This is a genomic window from Arcicella sp. GW822-FHT02H01 (genome assembly GCF_058802005.1).
This window is the reverse complement of the sequence record NZ_JBXANT010000001.1, coordinates 3,370,005-3,389,261: the sequence shown is the minus strand read 5'-3', so window position 1 is coordinate 3,389,261 and position 19,257 is coordinate 3,370,005. Positions and strand designations below refer to the sequence as shown.

Sequence of the window (19,257 nt, the reverse complement as noted above, 5' to 3'; positions counted from 1 at the left end):
AATATAGCGAACCATAAATAGTTTTCATTGGATTGGTAACAAAACAAAAAACGTCTGTTGCAATTGCACAGACGTTTTGGTATCACCTAACCACTAAATATAATATCTTTAACAAGTATTTTAATACTTATTATTAAATCTTTGCTTTAAATCTTGCTGATTCTAATTGAGCTTGCTTTCCTTCAGAATTATTTCCGATGATAATCAACTCTCCTTCTATTTCAGTATCAGTCAATTTTGTAATGTTTACTCTTCCTACTCCGTTCTTCAATCCTTCTTCGTTCACTAAGGTAGTTTGGTAAAAGTTGTTTAATTCTCTGAAATGGTTTACATTTTTAATCAAATTCCCTATATTTTGTACTTTACCTTCACCTGGGATAAAAAATGTTCCTTTTTCTTGAACATCATATAACTTTATAAATACTGATTCAGATGTCTTTTCATCTATTATTGCTATTGCTAAAGTTTTCAGACCTCTTTCAATACCTTTTTTTACTTCTACCTTATCTGAGTAAATTGTATGCTTTTGATTTTCTTCAAAAGTGATTCTACCTGAGAAAAACCCTTTGTTTGAGTTGTTTATGACTTCTAAGTTTTTACTATACGTAATTAATGTTCCTATAGAAAGCAATAAAACTGCTACTACGATTAAAGGGTTATTTTTTAAAATTCTTTTCATAGGTTTGTTGAAATCACTTATTTTACTAAGCTACTAATTTCTTGAGTTTAATTAAAGTTTTTGTACTTTTCTTATATTTGTCCGACAAAATTACTAATAATTTTTCGAAAATTACAAAAGACTTATCATTAAGTCATTTTTAATTTATTAAACGGTCAATGATTTTGTTTAATGACGTATTGAGTACTTAATTGCTTATAAACTATTGAATCTAAAGGTATTAGTAAGTACTATTTATAAGGACTGAAAAAAACAAAAAAAGGTTGGTTTATATAAATTATTTTTTTGTTAATTTCTTATTTCATATAAGACCCAGCATCATACACTTTGGTCACACCTTCTATCGTCACTGTATAATTAAAGCCCGGTTGGATAGCATAAGCACCATATTCTCCTTTCTTATTCACTGCTAGATATCCAATCTGAAATTCCTTATAATTGTATCTTTTTACAATTCTCATGATGGCTTCTTCACAGGCTTGTTGAGGTGTCTTTCCATTTCTCATCAATTCTACAATCAAAAAAGAACCTAGGGTTTTTAAAACAAATTCACCTAGCCCTGTAGCACAAGCTCCTCCTACTTCATCATCACAGAAAACCGCCGCACCAATGATGGGTGAGTCTCCTACTCTACCATGCATTTTAAAAGCTAATCCACTCGTCGTACAAGCTCCAGAAATTTCACCTTTATTTCCTAAAGCTAATAATCCGATTGTATCATGACGCTCGATATTAATTTTAGGTTCGTATTTTGATGTTTTCTTCCACTCTATCCATGCTTTTTTAGCATTTTCGGTCAAGAGGTTTTCTTTTTTAAATCCTTGAGAAATTGCAAATTGTAAGGCACCTTCACCCGATAACATTACGTGTGGCGTTTTTTCCATCACGGCTCTTGCTACGGAAATAGGATGCATGATATTTTGCAAAAAATTCACAGAACCTGCATTTCCCTTTGCATCCATGATACAGGCATCTAAAGTAACAAAGCCATCTCTATCTGGGAATCCGCCATACCCTACTGATGTATCATTTGGGTCGGCTTCAGGCACTCTTGCTCCCGCCTCAACGGCATCCAAAGCGCTACCCGTTTTCTGTAGTGACTCCCAAGCGGCATAATTGGCCTTTTCATTTTTCCAAGTTGATATTACCAATGGAAACGTAGCAAGGTTTGAATTATCAGTCGCTTTCGCACTTACAGAAGCAAGTGCCGTTAATGCTGTTGTTTGTTTAATAAAGGTTCTGCGTTGCATGAAGAATTAATTTGTTGATTAACAGCAATTTTCCAATTGCTTAGATTTTTAAATAAAAAGGATAAATAAATTTGCTGTTGATAGCTACTCAATTTATCAAAAAATCTAAACATATAAAAACTATCACATTAATCTCTAGTAAATCTTATGCTCACAGGTATTTAATAAAAAAGCGTGCAGGCATTCCTAAAAATGGGTGTAAATATCTCAATTCTTTGAATTATTGTACGTTCACTAAAAAAAATCTCATAAATAGCTGATTATAAGATTTAAAATTCACAAAATATTTTATCCAGAAAAATATTTATTTATTTTCGTACAATAAATTCTACAACATTAAATCTAACACGCTTAATGAAATCAACATTTATTGTACTTTTTTGGGGATTTTTCTTCACAGTGGCTCACTCACAAGTTATTTACTTCAATCAGAACTTCGAAAACGCTGCTACAAGCTCCCAAACACCTTTTGAAAGTGAAAATAGTCCGACGGTAGGTCAATTTAATTACCTCACTAACGTACTAATTAATACAACTGGAGAGAAGTATTTAAAATTTATAGGGAATAATTCCATTTGTAGAGCAACCAGAAGCACTGCTTTTTCCCCTACTCCTTCTACGTTATATGTTCAATTTTCGATGAGGGCAAGCAGTATAGGGGCAGAAAATCTCAATGCGGTGGAGTTTTATTTTGGTGATGGAGCCAATTTTGATAATAGTACAGCCCCTCCTATTTTACCAGTCATGAGCATTAAATTTGGTGTAAATACTCCTTCAACGCTTATTATTCAAGGAGCGCCCCAATTAGCTAATTCATTTATTTCTGTTACCCTTTTTATTAATAATAGCAATGGGACAATGAGCTATAATGATGGTGTTAGAAGTGGACTTGTTAATGCCAAAAAGTATGATTTGTATGTTGGTGCTACATTAATCAGCAACGACCTGCCCCTTGATAACCTTGATGGGAATCTGACAAAATTCAAAATTCTAACAAAAAGCTTTACAGGTTCTCCGACATTGGACTTTGATAATTTTATCATTAAAAATGATTTCATACAATTATCTAGTGCCCTTACCTCTTTCAAAGCGCAGTCAGTAGAAACGCATAAAGTGGCATTGAGTTGGGAAACCGCTACAGAAATCAATAGTGATTATTTTGTATTGGAAAGAAGTAGGGATAATATTAATTATGCTCAAATCAGTAAAATAAAAGCTGCGGGAGAATCTTCTAATAAAACAACGTATCAATTTGTTGATGAAACGCCATCATTTGGCACAAATTACTATCGTTTAAAACTAATAGCAACAGATAAAAAAGAACAGTTTTTTCCTCCTCAATCGGTAGTTATCTCAGATGCTAATGTTTCGTTTGGTGTATTTCCTAACCCAATTATTACTACTGAATTCTATGTTAAAGTAGAAAATGCAGAGGAATCGGAACTGAGCCTTTTTGATTTCAACGGCAGAAATATTGCCTTTGAAAAGAACACTATCACAGATACTATCTTGAAAGTTATTCCCTCCGAAGGGTTGAATTTGGGTATATATGTACTAAAAGTAAAAACTACTGATGCTATTAAAGAACATAAAGTTATTGTTTTTAAGTAAGGCTGTATTGCTAAGTTTAAGTATAAAAAATAATGTTGTCATAATCCAACGGTTTAAGAAGGCTAAAAATCATAAGTAAATTTACTTATTCTATCAAAAACTTATTTAAAATAGAAAATCATTGTCATCAAAAACGGTAAAATATGTTATATTTGATTACACGACCGCCAATATAATCACTTTAAAACATTACGACGATGGCATTACAATACTTATCCGATACCTATGGAAAACCCACAGCAGTAGTTATACCGATAAATGTTTGGGAAGTAATTACAGAAAAATACCAAGACTTAAAAAAGCTTGATGGCGTTTTTGCTCAACATAGAGAAATCGAACCACTTGACAATATTGAGAAAAGCTTCAAAGAAATGCAACGAGTAAAAAAAGGAAAGTTACTTAAAAAGACTTTTGTTGATTCTTTTCAAAAATAGAAAACTCATCTTTACAAAAAAGAAGAAGCCACAACTTAATTGCTGTGGCTTCTTCTTTTTCTAAACTTCTTGTACTACTGGTTTCCCAAAGTATTTCTGCCTGATACGTTCGTTGATGTAATACATACAAGGAACAATAACAAGGGTAAGAATCGTAGAGAACGTAAGTCCGTAGATAATCGTCCATGCTAAAATATTCCAGAAAGCAGCACTATCAGAACCTGTATGAATATGTGGATTTAGTTCTGTAAACATTGCCACAAAGTCGATACTCAAACCAATTGCCAAAGGTACTAATCCTAGTACTGCGGCAGCGGCTGTCAAGATTACAGGCGTCAAACGTGTACTTCCTGCTTCTACAATGGCTTTCTTCAATGGATAACCTCTGTGTACTAATTCATCGGTAAATTCTATCAATAGAATACCATTCTTTACCACAATACCAGCCAAGGCAATAATACCTACACCCGACATGATAACTGAGAATGTTTGACCGAATGCCATAAAGCCCAACAATACCCCAATAAATGAAAGCAAGATGGTAACAAAAATGATTACTGGTTTCGAGATAGAATTAAACTGCATTACCAGTACCAAGAAAATCAATAATACTGCTGAAACAAGTGCTCCTGCTAAAAATGACCCCGTTTCTTTTTGGTCTTCTTGTTCACCACCCATGCGAAGTGTATAACCACTCGGCACATCCATATCGTCAATCAACGTCTGAATCTCTGCTACAATCTCATTGGCGTTGTATCCTTGTACTACATTTGAACTCAAGGTTACTAAACGCTCTTGGTTCTTACGATTAATCTGACTGAAAGAAGTAGAATAAGAAATACTAGCAATCGAATTCAATGGTACTTGGCGTAATACTCCACCCATTACCATATCTCTATAAGTAATATTCAAACTCAATAATTTTTCAATCTGATTTCTATCTTCTGATTTAATTCTTAATTGAATTGGATATTCATCCTTATCATCCCTGAATTTAGAGATTTCAGTACCAAACAAGGCAGTACGAACAGCCATTGCTACTTGTGCTGATGAAATACCCTCACGTTGAGCTTTCTCTTTATCAACATCAATGATAATTTCAGGCTTGTTAGTAATCAAATCTGATTTCAGCTCTTCAATACCTTTGATACCAGATTTGTCAATCACACGACGAACATCTTTTTCAAGTTTTGCTAACTCTTTAAAGTCGTCTCCTGCAATTTCAATCGCAATAGGCGCACCTGTCGGAGGTCCATTGTTTTCTCTATCTACTGAAATAATTGAACCTGGCAATGGTAATGCTTTAATCTCTTTACGAACCTTATCTAAAATTACTTCCGAAGAAATACCTCCACGGTTAACTTTACTAACAAAGGCTACCGTTACTTTAGATTTCTGTGGTGTCGGCGCTCTATCTGGGTTGGTTGGGTCACCAGCATTTTTACCAACGTTTGAAATCACAGAGTTAACCATTCCTTCGGCATTTTCTTTTTTCAATACCTCAAATACCTTCTTCTCAATCACTTTAGTTACCGAATCCGTTACACGGGCATCAGTACCTACTGGCATATTGTTGTAGATATAGATATAGTCAGGGTCACCGCTTGGAAAGAAGATTACTTTTGGCTGAACAATTCCCATCAATACAAAAGTAACTATCAACAAAACAACCATTCCGATTACTGCAAATACTGGACGATAGCCTGTAATTACCCAAGAGATTAATTTTTGATAATTATTCTTGAAAGCTGGTAACGATTTTTCTTGGAAAGGAATGATGATTTTAGGCGTAAGGATAAAATGGTTGAAAACATACAATGCAAGAATCAACACAAAGAAGTTTCCTAAACCAAAGTTCACAATATACCCAAGCACAGCACAGATAGCTAATATAATAGCAGGTTTCTTCAAAGATTGTACACTTGTATCTACATGCTCGTTTTCATCATGACGTTTCATAAACGAAACCGCAAAAACTGGGTTCATTACATAAGCCACAATCAACGAAGCAATCAACGTACAGATTAAAGTAATTGGTAAGAACTTCATGAATTCACCCACAATACCTGGCCAGAAAAGCAACGGTACGAAAGGCATAATCGTAGTAGTAGTTCCTGATAATACAGGAATAAATACTTCCGAAGCTGCCAATTTTACGGCATCAACAATTGAGATATGACGATAGCGGTTGAAAATACGGTGTGAGTTTTCAATAACCACAATCGCATCATCCACTACAATCCCTAGCCCTAGCAAGAAAGCAAAAAGTACGATTGTATTCAGGGTAAAGCCCATGAAATACAAAGGAATGAATGCTAACAAAGCAGACAAAGGAACTGACAAACCAACGAAGATAGCATCACGAACACCCATGAAGAACATCAATACTAATACTACGAAGATAAACCCTAGGATTACGGTATTTACCAAATCGTTAATATCTCCTTTTGTTCTTTCAGATGAATCGGCTGTGATTTTAATCTCCAAACCTTGTGGTAAACGATTCTCCTTCGCTTTTGCGATAATTTCCTCAATTTTCTCAGAGGCAGCAATCAAGTTAGCCCCACCACGTTTGATGACGTTCAGCGTAACTACTTTCTTATTATTCAAACGAGCAAAATCTTGCTGTTCTTCACTGCTATCAATTACTTCGGCAACATCTCCTAAACGAACCATTGCGCCTAAAGACGAACGAAGACGAATATTCTGGATTTGGTCCATCGATTTAAACTCGCCTTTTACTCTTAACGTTCTACGAACACCTTCAACGCTTAGCTCTCCTCCAGAAATGTTTACGTTTTCACCTTGAATGGCCATTTGGACATCACTAAAAGTAAGTCCAGCAACTTGTGCTTTGTACAAATCAAGGTTGATTTGGATTTCACGTGTTAACGCACCTACAATATCTACACGGGTAATTTCTGGTAAACCTTCAATCTCATCTTGTAAATCTTCTGCGAAATCTTTCAATTTAGCCAATGGGAAGTTCCCTGCTAAGTTGATGTTCATAATCGGGAATTCCGAAAAGTTAACATCCTGTACAACAGGTTTCTTTGTTAAATCTTTTGGTAATTCTACGATATCAACTTTATCTTTTACTTTTCTTAAAGCATCATCTACTTTCACATCAGGATTAAATTCAACTAAAATAATTGAGAAATCTTGTAGTGAGTTCGACTTTACTTTCTTTACCCCAGCAATCGTCTTGATTTGCTTTTCGATTGGCTTGGTAATCGTATTTTCAATATCTCCTGGTGTTGTTCCTGCATAAATAGTTTGTACATAAATTTGCGGTACTTTAATATCAGGGAATTGTTCTTTCGGTAAAATATTATAAATAACAATACCGACAATGAATAGCACTACGGTGAAAAGATACACCGTTTTCTGGTTGGTTGCTAACCAACCAATCATGTTATATATGGCCCCCGAACCATGTTTCTCGTTGGTGAGGGCTTCGTTTTCTTCTTGCTCTTTCATGATAAAATGTTGAGTGATAGTAATGCGTAAATGTGAGGATGGCTATTGATTAAAATGCCACTGGCGTTCCATCTACTAATTCTTGATACCCTTGAGTAATTACTAAGTCACCCGTAGTAAGACCTTCTAAAATTTCAACATTACCATTATAAGAAACACCTGTTTTAACTACTTTGCTACGTGCTATTTTCTTACCCTTTTCGGTAACAGCTACATAAACAATATCACCTAATTCTGTTTTCTGAATAATGTTTTGATTAACCACTAACGAATTAGATTTAGTCAAATCGTTGATATTAACAATTGCTACTTGGTTTGGCTTTAAAGCTCCACCCAAATTCGGAATGTTTGCTTCAATCCCAAATGTTCTTGAAACTGGGTCAACTACAGCATTTACTACTGAAATTTTTGCGTTCAATTCTTTATTAATATCTGGAAATTTCACTGTCATTGTAGCACCTTGTTTTACTGAGCCTACATAAGTATCAGCAATTTTAGCCGTGATTTTCAAATCGCCTACGTTTACAATCTGAGCAATAGGTACACCCGGAGAACCCATTTCACCTGTTTTCTGACGAACGATTTCTACTGTTCCAGAAATTGGTGCATATACCTTCGTCATTGCCAACTGAGTCTCCATTGTTACGATACGTCTCTCCAAAGATTCTTTGTTCGCTTTAGCTTGAAGATATTGTACTTCTGTACCAATCTGCTGGTCCCAAAGTGTTTTTTGCTTATTGTATAGTGTAACAGCTAAATCTAACTGATTTTTGATTTCAGCCAACGTTTCTTTCAACACATTGTTGTCTATCGTAGCAACTAACTGTCCTTTTTTCACAGCCTGACCCTCAATGATAAAAATACCAGTGATAGCACCTGCCATTTGTGGCGTTACTTGAACAATGTTTTTAGAAGTAACTACGCCTTGTGCCTCAACAAAATGTTTGAAATTTTCAGCTTGAATCGGCATTACCGAAACAGTTACTACTTTAGCTTCTGCTTTATCTTCGCCAGCACCTAGTTCTTTTTCTAATGCTTTAATTTTGGTATCAAGCTCTTTTTGTTCTGTTTTTAAAGCAGCCAATTCAGCTTTTTTATCTGGTTTACTACAAGATGCCATGAACAATGAACTTGTTAGTATACTCCCCACCAATAATAATTGAAGCCCTGTGAGCTTAGAGGTATTTGGTTTGTTTAATAAATATTTCATGTTGATATGATGGTAAATGTCTTTTTATAATCTAGATTATTTAATAATTTTCTTTGAATTTATTCGGTATAAAGTCTTCCCAATGCTTTGTCTAAATCAACTTTCGCAACCAATGCATTATAGAAGGTAGTAAAATAATTAGTCTGTGCTTCTTTATAAGCAATTTCAGCATTTACTACTTCTAAGTTTGAACCTACCCCTTGTTGGTATTTGATTTTAGAAACTCTTACTACTTCTTTAGCCAATTCCATATTAGCTTTTTGCTCTTCAAGTGTTTCGTAAGCATTCTTTAAAGTAATATGGCTTTGTGTTACTTGAAGGTCAATTGAGTTTTCTAATAATTCAAAACTGTTTTTTACTTTTTGTAAACTGTTTTGCGACTGAACGATTTTGTATTTTCTCTGGAAGCCATCAAAAATTGGTATTTGTATCGATAATCCAAGTGATGCGGCATTAACCCAAGATTTAGTAAGTAAATCTGTAAATGAAGGACGACCAGCCGAATAGTTATAGCCACCTGTCAACATCACTCTTGGCAAATAACCTACCTTTTGGTTTTTCAAGTCTAATTCAGCCAAACGATTTTGCGTTTCAAGGATAGAATATTCAATACGGTTACCATATTTAATAGACTGCGGGGTTTCTGGCAATACCTCTGAAATATTTACGTCCGCCAATTTATCCGTCAAAGTAATGGTTTCAGTAATCTTCTTTCCCATTTGGAATTTCAACAGATGGTAACTTAAATCTTGCAAACGTTGTACATTCTTTGCTTCTATTTTCAAGTTATTCATCTGAACTTCAAGTCGTTGTACATCTATTTTCTCTGTAAAACCTTGTACATTCAATGCCTTAGTATCACGCAATAAAGAATCTAAACGACCGATGTTTAAATCAAGTAATTTGATTCTTTCCTCGTTCACCAAGATACTGTAATAAGCTTTTGTTACATTCTCTGCGGCTTGTTGCTTAGTTTGTACCAATGTCTTTTTAGATAGCTCTTTGTAGACATCTGCTGCCTTAAGGCCTAGTAAGTATGAACCATCAAACAAGATTTGATTAAGATTTATACCCGCCTGACCACTGTTGGCAACGCCAAATTCGGCCGCTATTACATCCCCTTCACTAGCAGTAGGGTCAAATGTTTTAGCAGGGATAAATACCTTCGGAATAATTACGTTGTTGGTATATCCAATATTTCCACTTACTTGTGGCAAACCAATACCCTTCAATTCACTTACTCTTGCTTCAGCAGTTAAAATATCAATTTGAGCATTTTTGATAGAGGTATGATTCTTGACAGCATAATCTACCGCTTCGCGGAGAGAGTAGCTTTGCTGTGCTTTTACGAATTGTGAAGTAATTAAAATGCTAAATAAGAGCAAATTACCTCTTAGAAGTTTTCTCATTTGAAGTTTACTTTTGTTGGTATTCATTATAAATTTTGGTTCCTTTCTCGGTTAAAACACCTCGGATAAAATGGTCTAGGAGTTCTAATTGTACTTCTACTATGGTAAATTTGCTAATTGAAAAACTACTAGGGTCAAATCCCATTTCAATTTGTTCAAGACGCATTCTAGCAAGAATATCTATTTTAATTTCAGCCCTAAACAAGCCCTGTTCTATGCCTTCAATTAAATCTTTTTTGATACTTTCTAGGATGAATTTTTCCTTATGTTCTTGAAAGATATTCCATGACCTAGGATGGTACTTTTTAATATCAAATAATGTTGATGGATTTACCTCGGCAAAGGCTTGCTTAATGACCTCCATTGATTTTACCATTCTATCGATGACATTCTTTGACGAGTTGTGGATTTCTTCCCATTCACATTTATCTTCCTTCATTTCTTGTTGAAACAACTGAAACACGATATCGTCTTTGTCTTCAAAATGTAGATAAATCGTTTTTTTAGAAATTCCTAACTCGTTGGCAATATCATCCATAGTCACAGACTTTACTCCGTAACGAAAAAACAATTCTTTCGCCTTAATGATAATTCTTTCTTTGATTTCCAAGTGATGTAATAATTTGGTAAGGAAACTTTAGAAACATTAAAAGTTTCTTATGCAAAGCTATGGAAACTTTCAGCTCACTCAAAGTTTTTTATGATTTTTTTTAGAAAAGGTAAAACACGGGGATAAGCGGTTGAAGCTATTAGCAGCTATTAAATATTTAATATGTGCGGGTTATGTTAAATAATTGTAAAGCAAATTAGTTTTAGCAAACTAACCGTATTTGCATTTTTTTTATATACTTGCTTATCTTGTCTATTTTTTTGGTGATGTGAAATACCTTTTTATTAATTATTTACATCAAAAAACATACCAGCTTTCCTTAAAATTCTGGTTTTTTATTTGTTAAGACCACAAAAAAAGGTCGTCAGAAAACAGATGATTCTTGACGACCTTTTGTTATTATGATAAATTAATGACGCAATAGAGATAATAATGGTTGGAATTATCTTCCAAAATCATCCTGTAATCTAACAATATCTTCTTCATCAGAAGGGTTTTCAGGGTCAGTATGTTGCCAAATTTCGGCTACTATACCCCAACCATCTAAACCGATTAAACGGTGGCGTTCGCCTGTGTCCATCTGAATAAAACTTCCTGATTCTAATACCTTCACTTCGTCAGACTCTTCGTCTGTATCACTAATCTTTACACCTACTGTAGTACCTGCAATTACTTTCCAAATTTCAGCACGACGGAAATGGTATTGCCATGACAAACGTTTTTCAGGAGCTACAACTAAAATCTTTGGTGATAATTTATTGGTAATCTGAATTTCAGACATTTCCAAATGTGGAAAATATTTAGCTGCAAAAGCTGGTGCTTGAGTTTCGTCGATAACAAAAAAACCTCCCCAAGGACGAGTTTGGTCTTGTTTCACTACAGTAAAGTTATCTTCCGCCAAGGCAGCTGCAATTTGTTCAAAGATAGATGCCTTATCAGCATCTTGAGAAAGGGTAAGATTCATAAGGTTTGACAGTTTTTTGAATCACAAAGTTAAGAGTTTTGAATAATTTCCCTTTGATAGGCAAAAACTATTTAGTAATTATAGTTCTATCTTTGTCGTGTCTTCCCATCAAATAAAACAATAAAATTATTAAATGGTATTTTCCTTATGAATGGATTATTGATTATCATGGCCGATGCCAATACTTATGATGGAAACCTTTCACCGATTGCCATTGACAGAGTATTGGGTGCATCAAAATTCTTGAAAAATAATCCTGAATTTTATGTCTTGTGTACGGGTGGCTTTGGCAGTCATTTCAATACTTCTGAGTATCCGCATGCCCAATATCTACAGAATTTTTTATTAGAAGAAGGAATTGCCCACAACAGGTTTATTGAATTCTCTTTAGGTGAAACCGCCATTGAAGACATTCAGCTATGCCATAGAATCATCAACCGTTATGAACCTGATATGGTAGCTGTGATTACTTCTGATTATCAAGTAGAAAGAATACGTTTTACTTTTCAAAAATATGCTGATTACCAGTTCCTCTTTTTCCTTGAAGTAAAATCAAATTTATACGAAGAAGAAATGGAAAGGCTTGTCAGGCTTGAACAACAAGCACTCAATCGGCTAAGGATGTTGCCTTAAATGTCAAGAGGCTTACTTTCGTAAACCTCTTGACATTAATAACTCAATAAATATTATTTTAAAGCATATTTTGCTTTTCCTTCATCCAAAAATTTCACAAAATTTTCAACATTTGAATCAAATGCTTTTGGGGGAGCCAAAGTTCCTTTTTGTTCATTTGGATTGACTAAACAATAATAAGGCTGAGCATTGCCGTTGAATCTTACAATCTGAAAATCTAAGTTCTGGTCGCCCATTGAAGTTTTCTCTTGTCCGTCGTCTTTAGAGATATACCATTTTTCTTTCGGTAATTCCATTTTATCATCCACATACAAAGCCACTACTACATAGTCTTCTTTCAGTCTTTTCAATACCGCTGGATTTGACCATACATTTTCTTCCATTTTTCTACAATTCACACAACCGTGTCCAGTAAAATCGATAAAGATAGGCTTATTTACTTTTTTGGCATATGCTACGGCTTCTTCATAATCAAAAAAGCCTTGTAAACCATGCGGTAAAGTAAGGAATTCACTATACTTTGTTTTAGGGAAATTAACATCTCCACCTTCTGATTTGCTAGAAGACCCCGACGACACAAAGTCTTGTGTAGTAAGGGGTGGCAACCAACCTGCTAATGCTTTTAGTGGTGCTCCAAACATTCCTGGAACCATATATACGACAAAAGAAAAAACCAAAATAGCCATCAACATTTTTGGCACACTTACCTTATCTGTTTTGTCATCATGTGGTAATTGAACTTTGCCTAATAAATAAAACCCTATTAACGAGAATATTACAATCCATAAAGCCAGATATACCTCTCTATCTAAAATACCCCAGTGATATACTTGGTCGGCAGTACTTAAGAATTTAAGGGCTAATGCTAATTCTAAAAAGCCTAAAATTACTTTTACAGAATTCATCCAGCCACCAGATTTTGGCAAGCTCTTCAACCATTGTGGGAAAATAGCAAACAAAGTAAATGGAATAGCAAAGGCTAACGAAAAGCCCAACATTCCAATAATAGGTTTGATGATTTCGCCTTGGGCAGAAGCTATTAAAATAGAACCAGCAACAGGCCCAGTACAAGAGAACGAAACCAATACTAACGTAAACGCCATAAAGAACACCCCTATTAAACCTCCTCTATCAGACTGAGCATCTATTTTATTGACAAAATTTGAAGGCAAAACGATTTCGAACCAACCCAAAAATGATATTCCAAAAAATACAAAGATGACAAAGAATAGCAAATTAGGAATCCAGTGTGTACTCAACCAGTTAGCAAAGCCTGGCCCTGCTAAGGCTGCAATCAAAGTCCCAAATAGTACATAGATAGCTACAATCGAAAAGCCATATAGGAATGCTAATTTTCTTCCACCTTTTTGTTTGGTGAAAAAACTTACTGTCATCGGAATTAGTGGATACACACATGGTGTTAACAAAGCCAAAAGTCCTGCACCAAAAGCTACCCAAAAGAAAGCAAATAACGATTGTTGTTCGGCGGGTAATGTTGCTGTTTCAGAGGCTACTGAGCTAGTGCTTTTTTCAGCTACTAATGTATCTGCTTGGATTTCTGTCTTAACTACCGCCGAGTCTTTAACAACAGGTGTTAAAGTAGTACTTTCTGTAGCTGTTTTTACAGCTTTTTCTTCGATGGGGCGGCTATCGTTTTTTTTTTCAGCTCCTGCTAAAGCAAAATTACCTTTTACAGGAACACACGTCCCACTAACATCTGAACAAGATTGGCTATCATAAGCACCCTCCACTAAAAATTTCGCTTTTAATATCTTGATACTTTGGCGAAAAGTAGCTTTATGTTTAAAGTAGGTATATTCGCCATTCCAAATTTCTTTATCGAATTTCTTAGATGGATTGATAGCCTTTAGGCCTCCTACGGCCTCATAACTATCATTTGCTTTTAATTTAATCGTAGTAACTGTTGGGCCTAAGTCTTCACTAAAATCTGAAGAGTATAAATACCAGTCGTCTTGAATATCTACCGAAAAAATGATGTCAACCGTTTCGCCAACTGCTGGATTTGCTTTTGATAAAGCCCAAGACCATTTGGCGGGTGTAAGTTTTTGTGCAGTAGTGCCTACTGAATAAATAAGTAATATTAATAAACTAAAAAATAACTTTTTCATCTGTTGATGGATTGTATAATATGCTTAATTTTCTAAACAGTAAATTGTAGCTGTGGGTTCTACATCTTACAGAAATACATTTTATTAAGCCTTATTAATTGTTTTGAAACGCAATTTAAAGCAAATCAATAGCAATAAATGTATGTTTAGCAATTCAATTGCTTTTACTTAAAAAAATAAAAAGGCTAAATTTTCTCAAATTTAACCTTTTAAATAATTGTCTTTATTGAACTAGTTCATTTTCTTCAAATTCTCTTTGAATATCTTTGTAAATTTCTCTAGCTTCGGTTTTATCACTACTTGGCAATAAGGATTATGCCCATTCAATTCATAATAATCTTGGTGATAATCTTCAGCAGGATAAAACACTGAAAATGGAGTAATTTCTGTAACAATCGGATTCGGGAAAACATGTTCAGCATTTAGTTTAGCTTTCCAAGCCTCAGCAGTTTTTTTCTGGGCTTCGTTATGATAAAAAACGGCAGAACGATATTGTGGTCCTTCATCAGCACCCTGACGATTTAAGGTAGTAGGGTCGTGGGTTTTCCAGAAAATTTCTAAAATTTTGTCAAAAGATATTTTCTTAGGGTCAAAAGTTACTTGTACCACTTCTGCATGACCCGTAAGACCCGTACAAACTTCTTTGTAAGATGGGTTTTTAACCTTTCCTCCAGAATAACCTGATTCTACTTTTACAACACCTTCTACTTGCTGAAAAATAGCTTCCACACACCAAAAGCATCCCGCTCCAAACGTAACTATTTCTGTTCCTTCAAGATTGACTTTTTCATTGTTCATTTTATTGGTATTTTTCTGATTATCAGAACTTTTAGCACATGAAATATTTACTAACAATGTAAATATTCCAAGAAGTATGATATTAATTTTTGTTCTCATTGTTGATAACGTTTAAAACTTGATGTAAGTTTGTATTTTTTATGAAAGTATTTCTTACAACGATGATATCCTTGTAACATTACATACGTAAAAATAATATCCAAAGATAGTACCAATTAAAAAATTAGATTGTCTGATGAACGACATACTTACAAAATCAGAACCACAAAAAACATCAAAAAGTTACTTTAAAGTTGTACAGCAACGTTGGAAAGATGCTATACAGTCAGATGGATTTACCATTAAATTACTAACAGCAGTTGGTGTTTCCTTTTGGGCTGCCCCAAAATTTCCTTCTTATTTTATTAATATTCAAAAACGCGAAGGGGCCTACCTTTCTGATATTGTATTAAACACTATACCAGCGTTGGATGTTTCAACGCCAATTTTTGCTGTTATCTACGGAATGCTCGTATTCCTACTTTGTAGGGTAATTGTTAAGCCAAAATTATTTTTACTTTTCTGCTTAACTTTTGTGATTGAAACAGTATTGAGGATGTCATGTATTTATTTTTTTCCATTGAATCCTCCTATCGATTTAGTTCCTCTTCATGATACTTTTGCAGAATTATTAATCTATGGAGATACCGAACCTATCACAAAAGATTTATTTTTTTCTGGTCATACTGCAACCATGGTAATGATTTGGTTGTTTCTTGAAAAACGTTGGGAAAAAACATTAGCGGCTATTGCATGCATCACTTTGGCAATATTATTGCTAGTTCAACATGTACATTATACAGCTGATGTCATTGGTGCATTTTTCTTTACTGCACTTTCTTATGTGATTGCACGTTATATCAATAAACAAAAATGGTCAATCACTTGTGGGATAATATTATTATTTTTCATTATCTTGGAAACCCTTTTCTGGCTTAGCGGTAAAATTATTTAAGTCCAAAAATCATAAACCGTTGTATTTTAAGGGAATGATAGAAAATATATTAATTAAACCCTTAATTTTGCAAGTCAAAAATTAGTAGGTATTAAAAAATTATTGAGCGTTTTTAAGTTTGTAACTAATATTTGTTAATTAACAGAGGTAAATTGTAAATTTTCTAATGAAAAATTTACAATTTGATTACATTCAATTAATTTGCATTGTTTTATGGAAAAAGGAGATTGATTTTCTTATTCCTAAACTAAGTAAACATAGTTCTGCCCAACTATGTTTATGAAACGATTGTAAGAATCGTTAAACTTTATTTTGTACAATTTTTTACAAAACTGGTTTGGTTGAACAAATTAGTTTTGTATCAGGAACTTTCTATCAAATATAGTTCTTGCAAACCACTTTAATTCAGGGTAAAAATATGGTAAAGTTTGAGTACAAAACCTTCCAATTAGGGGAGAAACTAACACAAGAGCAGAAAGATTATTTCCGCAAGTATGGTGTAATTCAATTTAAAAATTTCATTAATGCTGAAACTATTCAAAAGTGTATCAGCGAATTAAATAAAATTGAAAAACAATGGTTGGCTGATGGCGTTGAGAAAATCAACGGTATTCCGTTGAAGTTTGGTAAAGACGAACACGGTAATAAGATGATTCAAAGAATGTGCTTTACTAATAAGTATAGTACTTTCTTAGGTGAATTCTTGAAAGACCCTCGCTTACAAGTATTGGTTGAGTTATTAGCTCCTTATGATGGCCGTATTAGCGACAACGAAAAGGATGGTCTTGTCTTTAATCATTATGTAAATGCGCCAAACAGTAAATTCACACAAATGGGATGGCATACAGACAGCCCTCGTGATTTATTTTTAGGTCAGAAAATCCTTCCTATGTTGAACGTAGGAGTACACTTAGATAATTGCCCAAGTTCTAACGGGGGGTTAAGAGTGTTGCCAGGTACACAAAACCAGAGTGTTTTAAAGCTTTTGTTTGGTAAAAAATATTTTATCGACCATACCCCTGATACAAAGGAGGTTGGTTTTGAGATTCAAGCAGGAGATTTAACAGTACACGATGGCCGTTTGTGGCATAGAGTAGAGGTTTCACCAAATGTTGGTGAGAAGTCTCGTCGTAGAGTAATGTATGTACCTATCATCACAGGTAAATACATGCCTAAAAACGAAAATAGCAAAACGCCATTTTATCACCGTTTTGCAAAAGTTGTTCAGAAATAAGCAATCAGTAATAGAACTTAAAAAGCCTGTGGAAAATATTTTCCACAGGCTTTTTAAGTTCTATATAATTCCGAAAAATCTATTTTGAAAATTTCGATTTTGCAAAAGCAAAAATCATTGGTAAAACTGAAAAGGCAACAATCCCTAAAACCACTTTTTCAAAATTATGCTTTACCCATTCGTTATTTCCTAAAAAGTAACCAAGTAGCGTAATTGAGCTCACCCAAAGTGTAGCGCCCAATATACAAAAAGTAATATAAGTACTATATTTCATGCTTCCTGCACCCGCTACAAATGGTGCTACTGTACGGACAATAGGCACAAAACGAGCCATAATAACCGTTTGTCCACCATGTTTGGCATAAAAATCTTCTGTTTTTGTAATATGCGCACGTTTCAAAAATAGAATCTTATCCTTAGACTTTACGTATTCACTAAAATACTTTCCGATAAAATAGTTTACATTATCGCCCAAAAGAGCGGCTCCGATTAAAAGCGGAATAACAAATGTAATATCAATTTTACCACCTGTTGCAGGAGCAGCCAATACGCCAACAGCAAAAAGCAAAGAATCCCCCGGTAATAGAGGCATTACGATAAGCCCAGTTTCTACGAAAATAATCAAGAAAAGTAATCCGTAAGTAACAGTGCCATGTTCACTGATAAAATCAGAAAGTGCATGTAATGGGTCTTTGAGGAGTTGTAAGAAAAAGTTGATAATTTCCATTTGTACATTGGGTTTGTTTAGTAAGCATTATACATTAAAAATCAGTTATGAGAAAAGGGACTTCTTGGATTCGCCTTCACTAATAACTGATTCTTTGTGTTTGTTGATGTTGAGTGGTTACTTATCTAAAAAATGAGTAAATGTATCACCTCTTAATCCTAGACGAATGGTCTCTAAAGAAATCACTTCGTGCGGAGCAATATTGCCAACGTTTACATTAGCACCTACCAACTTCACGAACCATACTTGTTGAGATTTTTGTGGAGCTTCCCAAATGATTTTTTCTTCTGGAATCTCTGTAAGAATTTCTTCTACTAATCCTTGACGAACTTCACCTGATGCACGGAATAAACCAACGTTTCCGCCTTCACGCGCTTCGCCAATTACTTTCCAAGCACCTGCTTCTAATTCAGCCTTCATCAATTTAATCCATTTGTATGGAGGAATGATTTTAGCTTCATCTTTAGAACCTACTTCAGAAAGTACAGTTACTTGTTTGGCTAAAGTTCTGATATATTCGCATTTATCATCTTGTTCCATTTCTAAAGAACCATCTGAAACCTCGGCATACTCCATTCCAAATTGATCTAAAATACGACGGTACTCATCAAATTGTTTACGAATAATAAAAGCTTCAAATAAAGTCCCTCCAAAATATACAGGAATCCCTGCTGATTTGTAAACGGCTAATTTTTCTTTCAAGTTTGGGGTTACAAACGATGTAGCCCATCCTAACTTTACGATGTCAGTATAAGCAGCACTCGTTTCCAAAAAATCCTCTATCTGTCTGATACTTAGACCTTTGTCCATCACCATTGTGTATCCTTTTTGGCGTGGTTTAGTAGTTCTCTCAGGAATTTGAGTAAGTGGATAATTCATATTTTGTTATCGGTTATCAGTTGTCACCTGTCGTTTTTCGGGTATTGATTTCCAAATTTTTACTTCAAAAAAAGCACATTATTTAATCAATACAAGAACGTGAACTGCAAAATTAAATATATCCTTGCTATCCAGCAAATTAGAATGTTCATATATTGTGTTAATTCAATACAAGACACTCATAACAACCTATAAGACAATCACTTAACTTTTTTT

Annotated in this window: 16 protein-coding genes; 5 read left to right on the top strand and 11 right to left on the bottom strand. The window is 34.3% G+C overall.

Annotation, left to right across the window (positions count from 1 at the left end; genetic code table 11):
- Nucleotides 1-133: 133 nt before the first annotated feature.
- Nucleotides 134-679: a hypothetical protein gene (locus AC1RNE_RS14245; RefSeq protein WP_492801673.1), complete on the bottom strand. Its 546-nt coding sequence runs from the start codon at nucleotides 677-679 to the stop codon at nucleotides 134-136.
- Nucleotides 680-975: 296 nt separating this feature from the next.
- Entirely contained in the window at nucleotides 976-1,929 is a 954-nt protein-coding gene (locus tag AC1RNE_RS14240) for a glycosylasparaginase (RefSeq protein ID WP_492801672.1), read from the bottom strand.
- A 354-nt stretch (nucleotides 1,930-2,283) separates the two neighbouring features.
- Between AC1RNE_RS14240 and AC1RNE_RS14235 the strand changes: the two genes are divergently transcribed.
- Nucleotides 2,284-3,540, top strand: a complete 1,257-nt coding sequence (locus AC1RNE_RS14235; RefSeq protein ID WP_492801669.1) for a T9SS type A sorting domain-containing protein — start codon at nucleotides 2,284-2,286, stop codon at nucleotides 3,538-3,540.
- Between the two features lie 197 nt (nucleotides 3,541-3,737).
- Nucleotides 3,738-3,974, top strand: a complete 237-nt coding sequence (locus tag AC1RNE_RS14230; RefSeq protein ID WP_492801668.1) for a hypothetical protein — start codon at nucleotides 3,738-3,740, stop codon at nucleotides 3,972-3,974.
- Nucleotides 3,975-4,034: 60 nt separating this feature from the next.
- Here the strand turns inward: AC1RNE_RS14230 and AC1RNE_RS14225 are convergent, their stop codons facing one another.
- From AC1RNE_RS14225 to AC1RNE_RS14205, 5 genes are all read right to left on the bottom strand, one after another.
- A complete protein-coding gene (locus tag AC1RNE_RS14225; RefSeq protein ID WP_492803645.1) occupies nucleotides 4,035-7,388 on the bottom strand; it encodes an efflux RND transporter permease subunit in 3,354 nt (1,117 codons plus the stop codon).
- 115 nt (nucleotides 7,389-7,503) lie between these two features.
- A complete protein-coding gene (locus AC1RNE_RS14220) occupies nucleotides 7,504-8,664 on the bottom strand; it encodes an efflux RND transporter periplasmic adaptor subunit (RefSeq protein WP_492801666.1) in 1,161 nt (386 codons plus the stop codon).
- Nucleotides 8,665-8,723: 59 nt separating this feature from the next.
- On the bottom strand, nucleotides 8,724-10,073 hold the full coding sequence (locus tag AC1RNE_RS14215) for a TolC family protein (protein ID WP_492801664.1): 1,350 nt from the start codon (nucleotides 10,071-10,073) through the stop codon (nucleotides 8,724-8,726).
- Between the two features lie 7 nt (nucleotides 10,074-10,080).
- Nucleotides 10,081-10,683: a TetR/AcrR family transcriptional regulator gene (locus AC1RNE_RS14210; protein WP_492801662.1), complete on the bottom strand. Its 603-nt coding sequence runs from the start codon at nucleotides 10,681-10,683 to the stop codon at nucleotides 10,081-10,083.
- A gap of 442 nt (nucleotides 10,684-11,125) precedes the next feature.
- Nucleotides 11,126-11,647 (bottom strand): cupin domain-containing protein, encoded by a 522-nt coding sequence (locus AC1RNE_RS14205; RefSeq protein WP_309920937.1) that lies wholly within the window; start codon nucleotides 11,645-11,647, stop codon nucleotides 11,126-11,128.
- A 147-nt stretch (nucleotides 11,648-11,794) separates the two neighbouring features.
- On the opposite strand from AC1RNE_RS14205, the gene AC1RNE_RS14200 reads away from it, so the two are divergent.
- Entirely contained in the window at nucleotides 11,795-12,280 is a 486-nt protein-coding gene (locus tag AC1RNE_RS14200; protein ID WP_492801660.1) for a YdcF family protein, read from the top strand.
- A gap of 53 nt (nucleotides 12,281-12,333) precedes the next feature.
- Here AC1RNE_RS14200 and AC1RNE_RS14195 read toward each other — a convergent pair whose 3' ends face one another.
- Together AC1RNE_RS14195 and msrA are read right to left on the bottom strand one after the other, a co-directional pair.
- A complete protein-coding gene (locus AC1RNE_RS14195; protein WP_492801659.1) occupies nucleotides 12,334-14,409 on the bottom strand; it encodes a protein-disulfide reductase DsbD family protein in 2,076 nt (691 codons plus the stop codon).
- Between the two features lie 231 nt (nucleotides 14,410-14,640).
- Nucleotides 14,641-15,306 carry a peptide-methionine (S)-S-oxide reductase MsrA gene (gene msrA / locus AC1RNE_RS14190; RefSeq protein WP_492801658.1) on the bottom strand — a complete coding sequence of 222 codons (666 nt, stop codon included), beginning with the start codon at nucleotides 15,304-15,306 and terminating at the stop codon, nucleotides 14,641-14,643.
- A 136-nt stretch (nucleotides 15,307-15,442) separates the two neighbouring features.
- Here msrA and AC1RNE_RS14185 point away from each other — a divergent pair, with 136 nt between their 5' ends.
- The gene (locus tag AC1RNE_RS14185; RefSeq protein WP_492801656.1) at nucleotides 15,443-16,201 is read left to right on the top strand and encodes a phosphatase PAP2-related protein; all 759 of its coding nucleotides are present in this window, start codon (nucleotides 15,443-15,445) and stop codon (nucleotides 16,199-16,201) included.
- A 418-nt stretch (nucleotides 16,202-16,619) separates the two neighbouring features.
- The gene (locus AC1RNE_RS14180) at nucleotides 16,620-17,435 is read left to right on the top strand and encodes a phytanoyl-CoA dioxygenase family protein (protein ID WP_492803643.1); all 816 of its coding nucleotides are present in this window, start codon (nucleotides 16,620-16,622) and stop codon (nucleotides 17,433-17,435) included.
- A 79-nt stretch (nucleotides 17,436-17,514) separates the two neighbouring features.
- On the opposite strand, the gene AC1RNE_RS14175 is transcribed toward AC1RNE_RS14180, so the two are convergent.
- On the bottom strand, nucleotides 17,515-18,162 hold the full coding sequence (locus AC1RNE_RS14175) for a VTT domain-containing protein (RefSeq protein ID WP_492801655.1): 648 nt from the start codon (nucleotides 18,160-18,162) through the stop codon (nucleotides 17,515-17,517).
- Between the two features lie 117 nt (nucleotides 18,163-18,279).
- Complete coding sequence (locus AC1RNE_RS14170) at nucleotides 18,280-19,041, bottom strand: phosphosulfolactate synthase (protein ID WP_492801654.1); 762 nt, start codon at nucleotides 19,039-19,041, stop codon at nucleotides 18,280-18,282.
- Nucleotides 19,042-19,257: the final 216 nt, after the last annotated feature.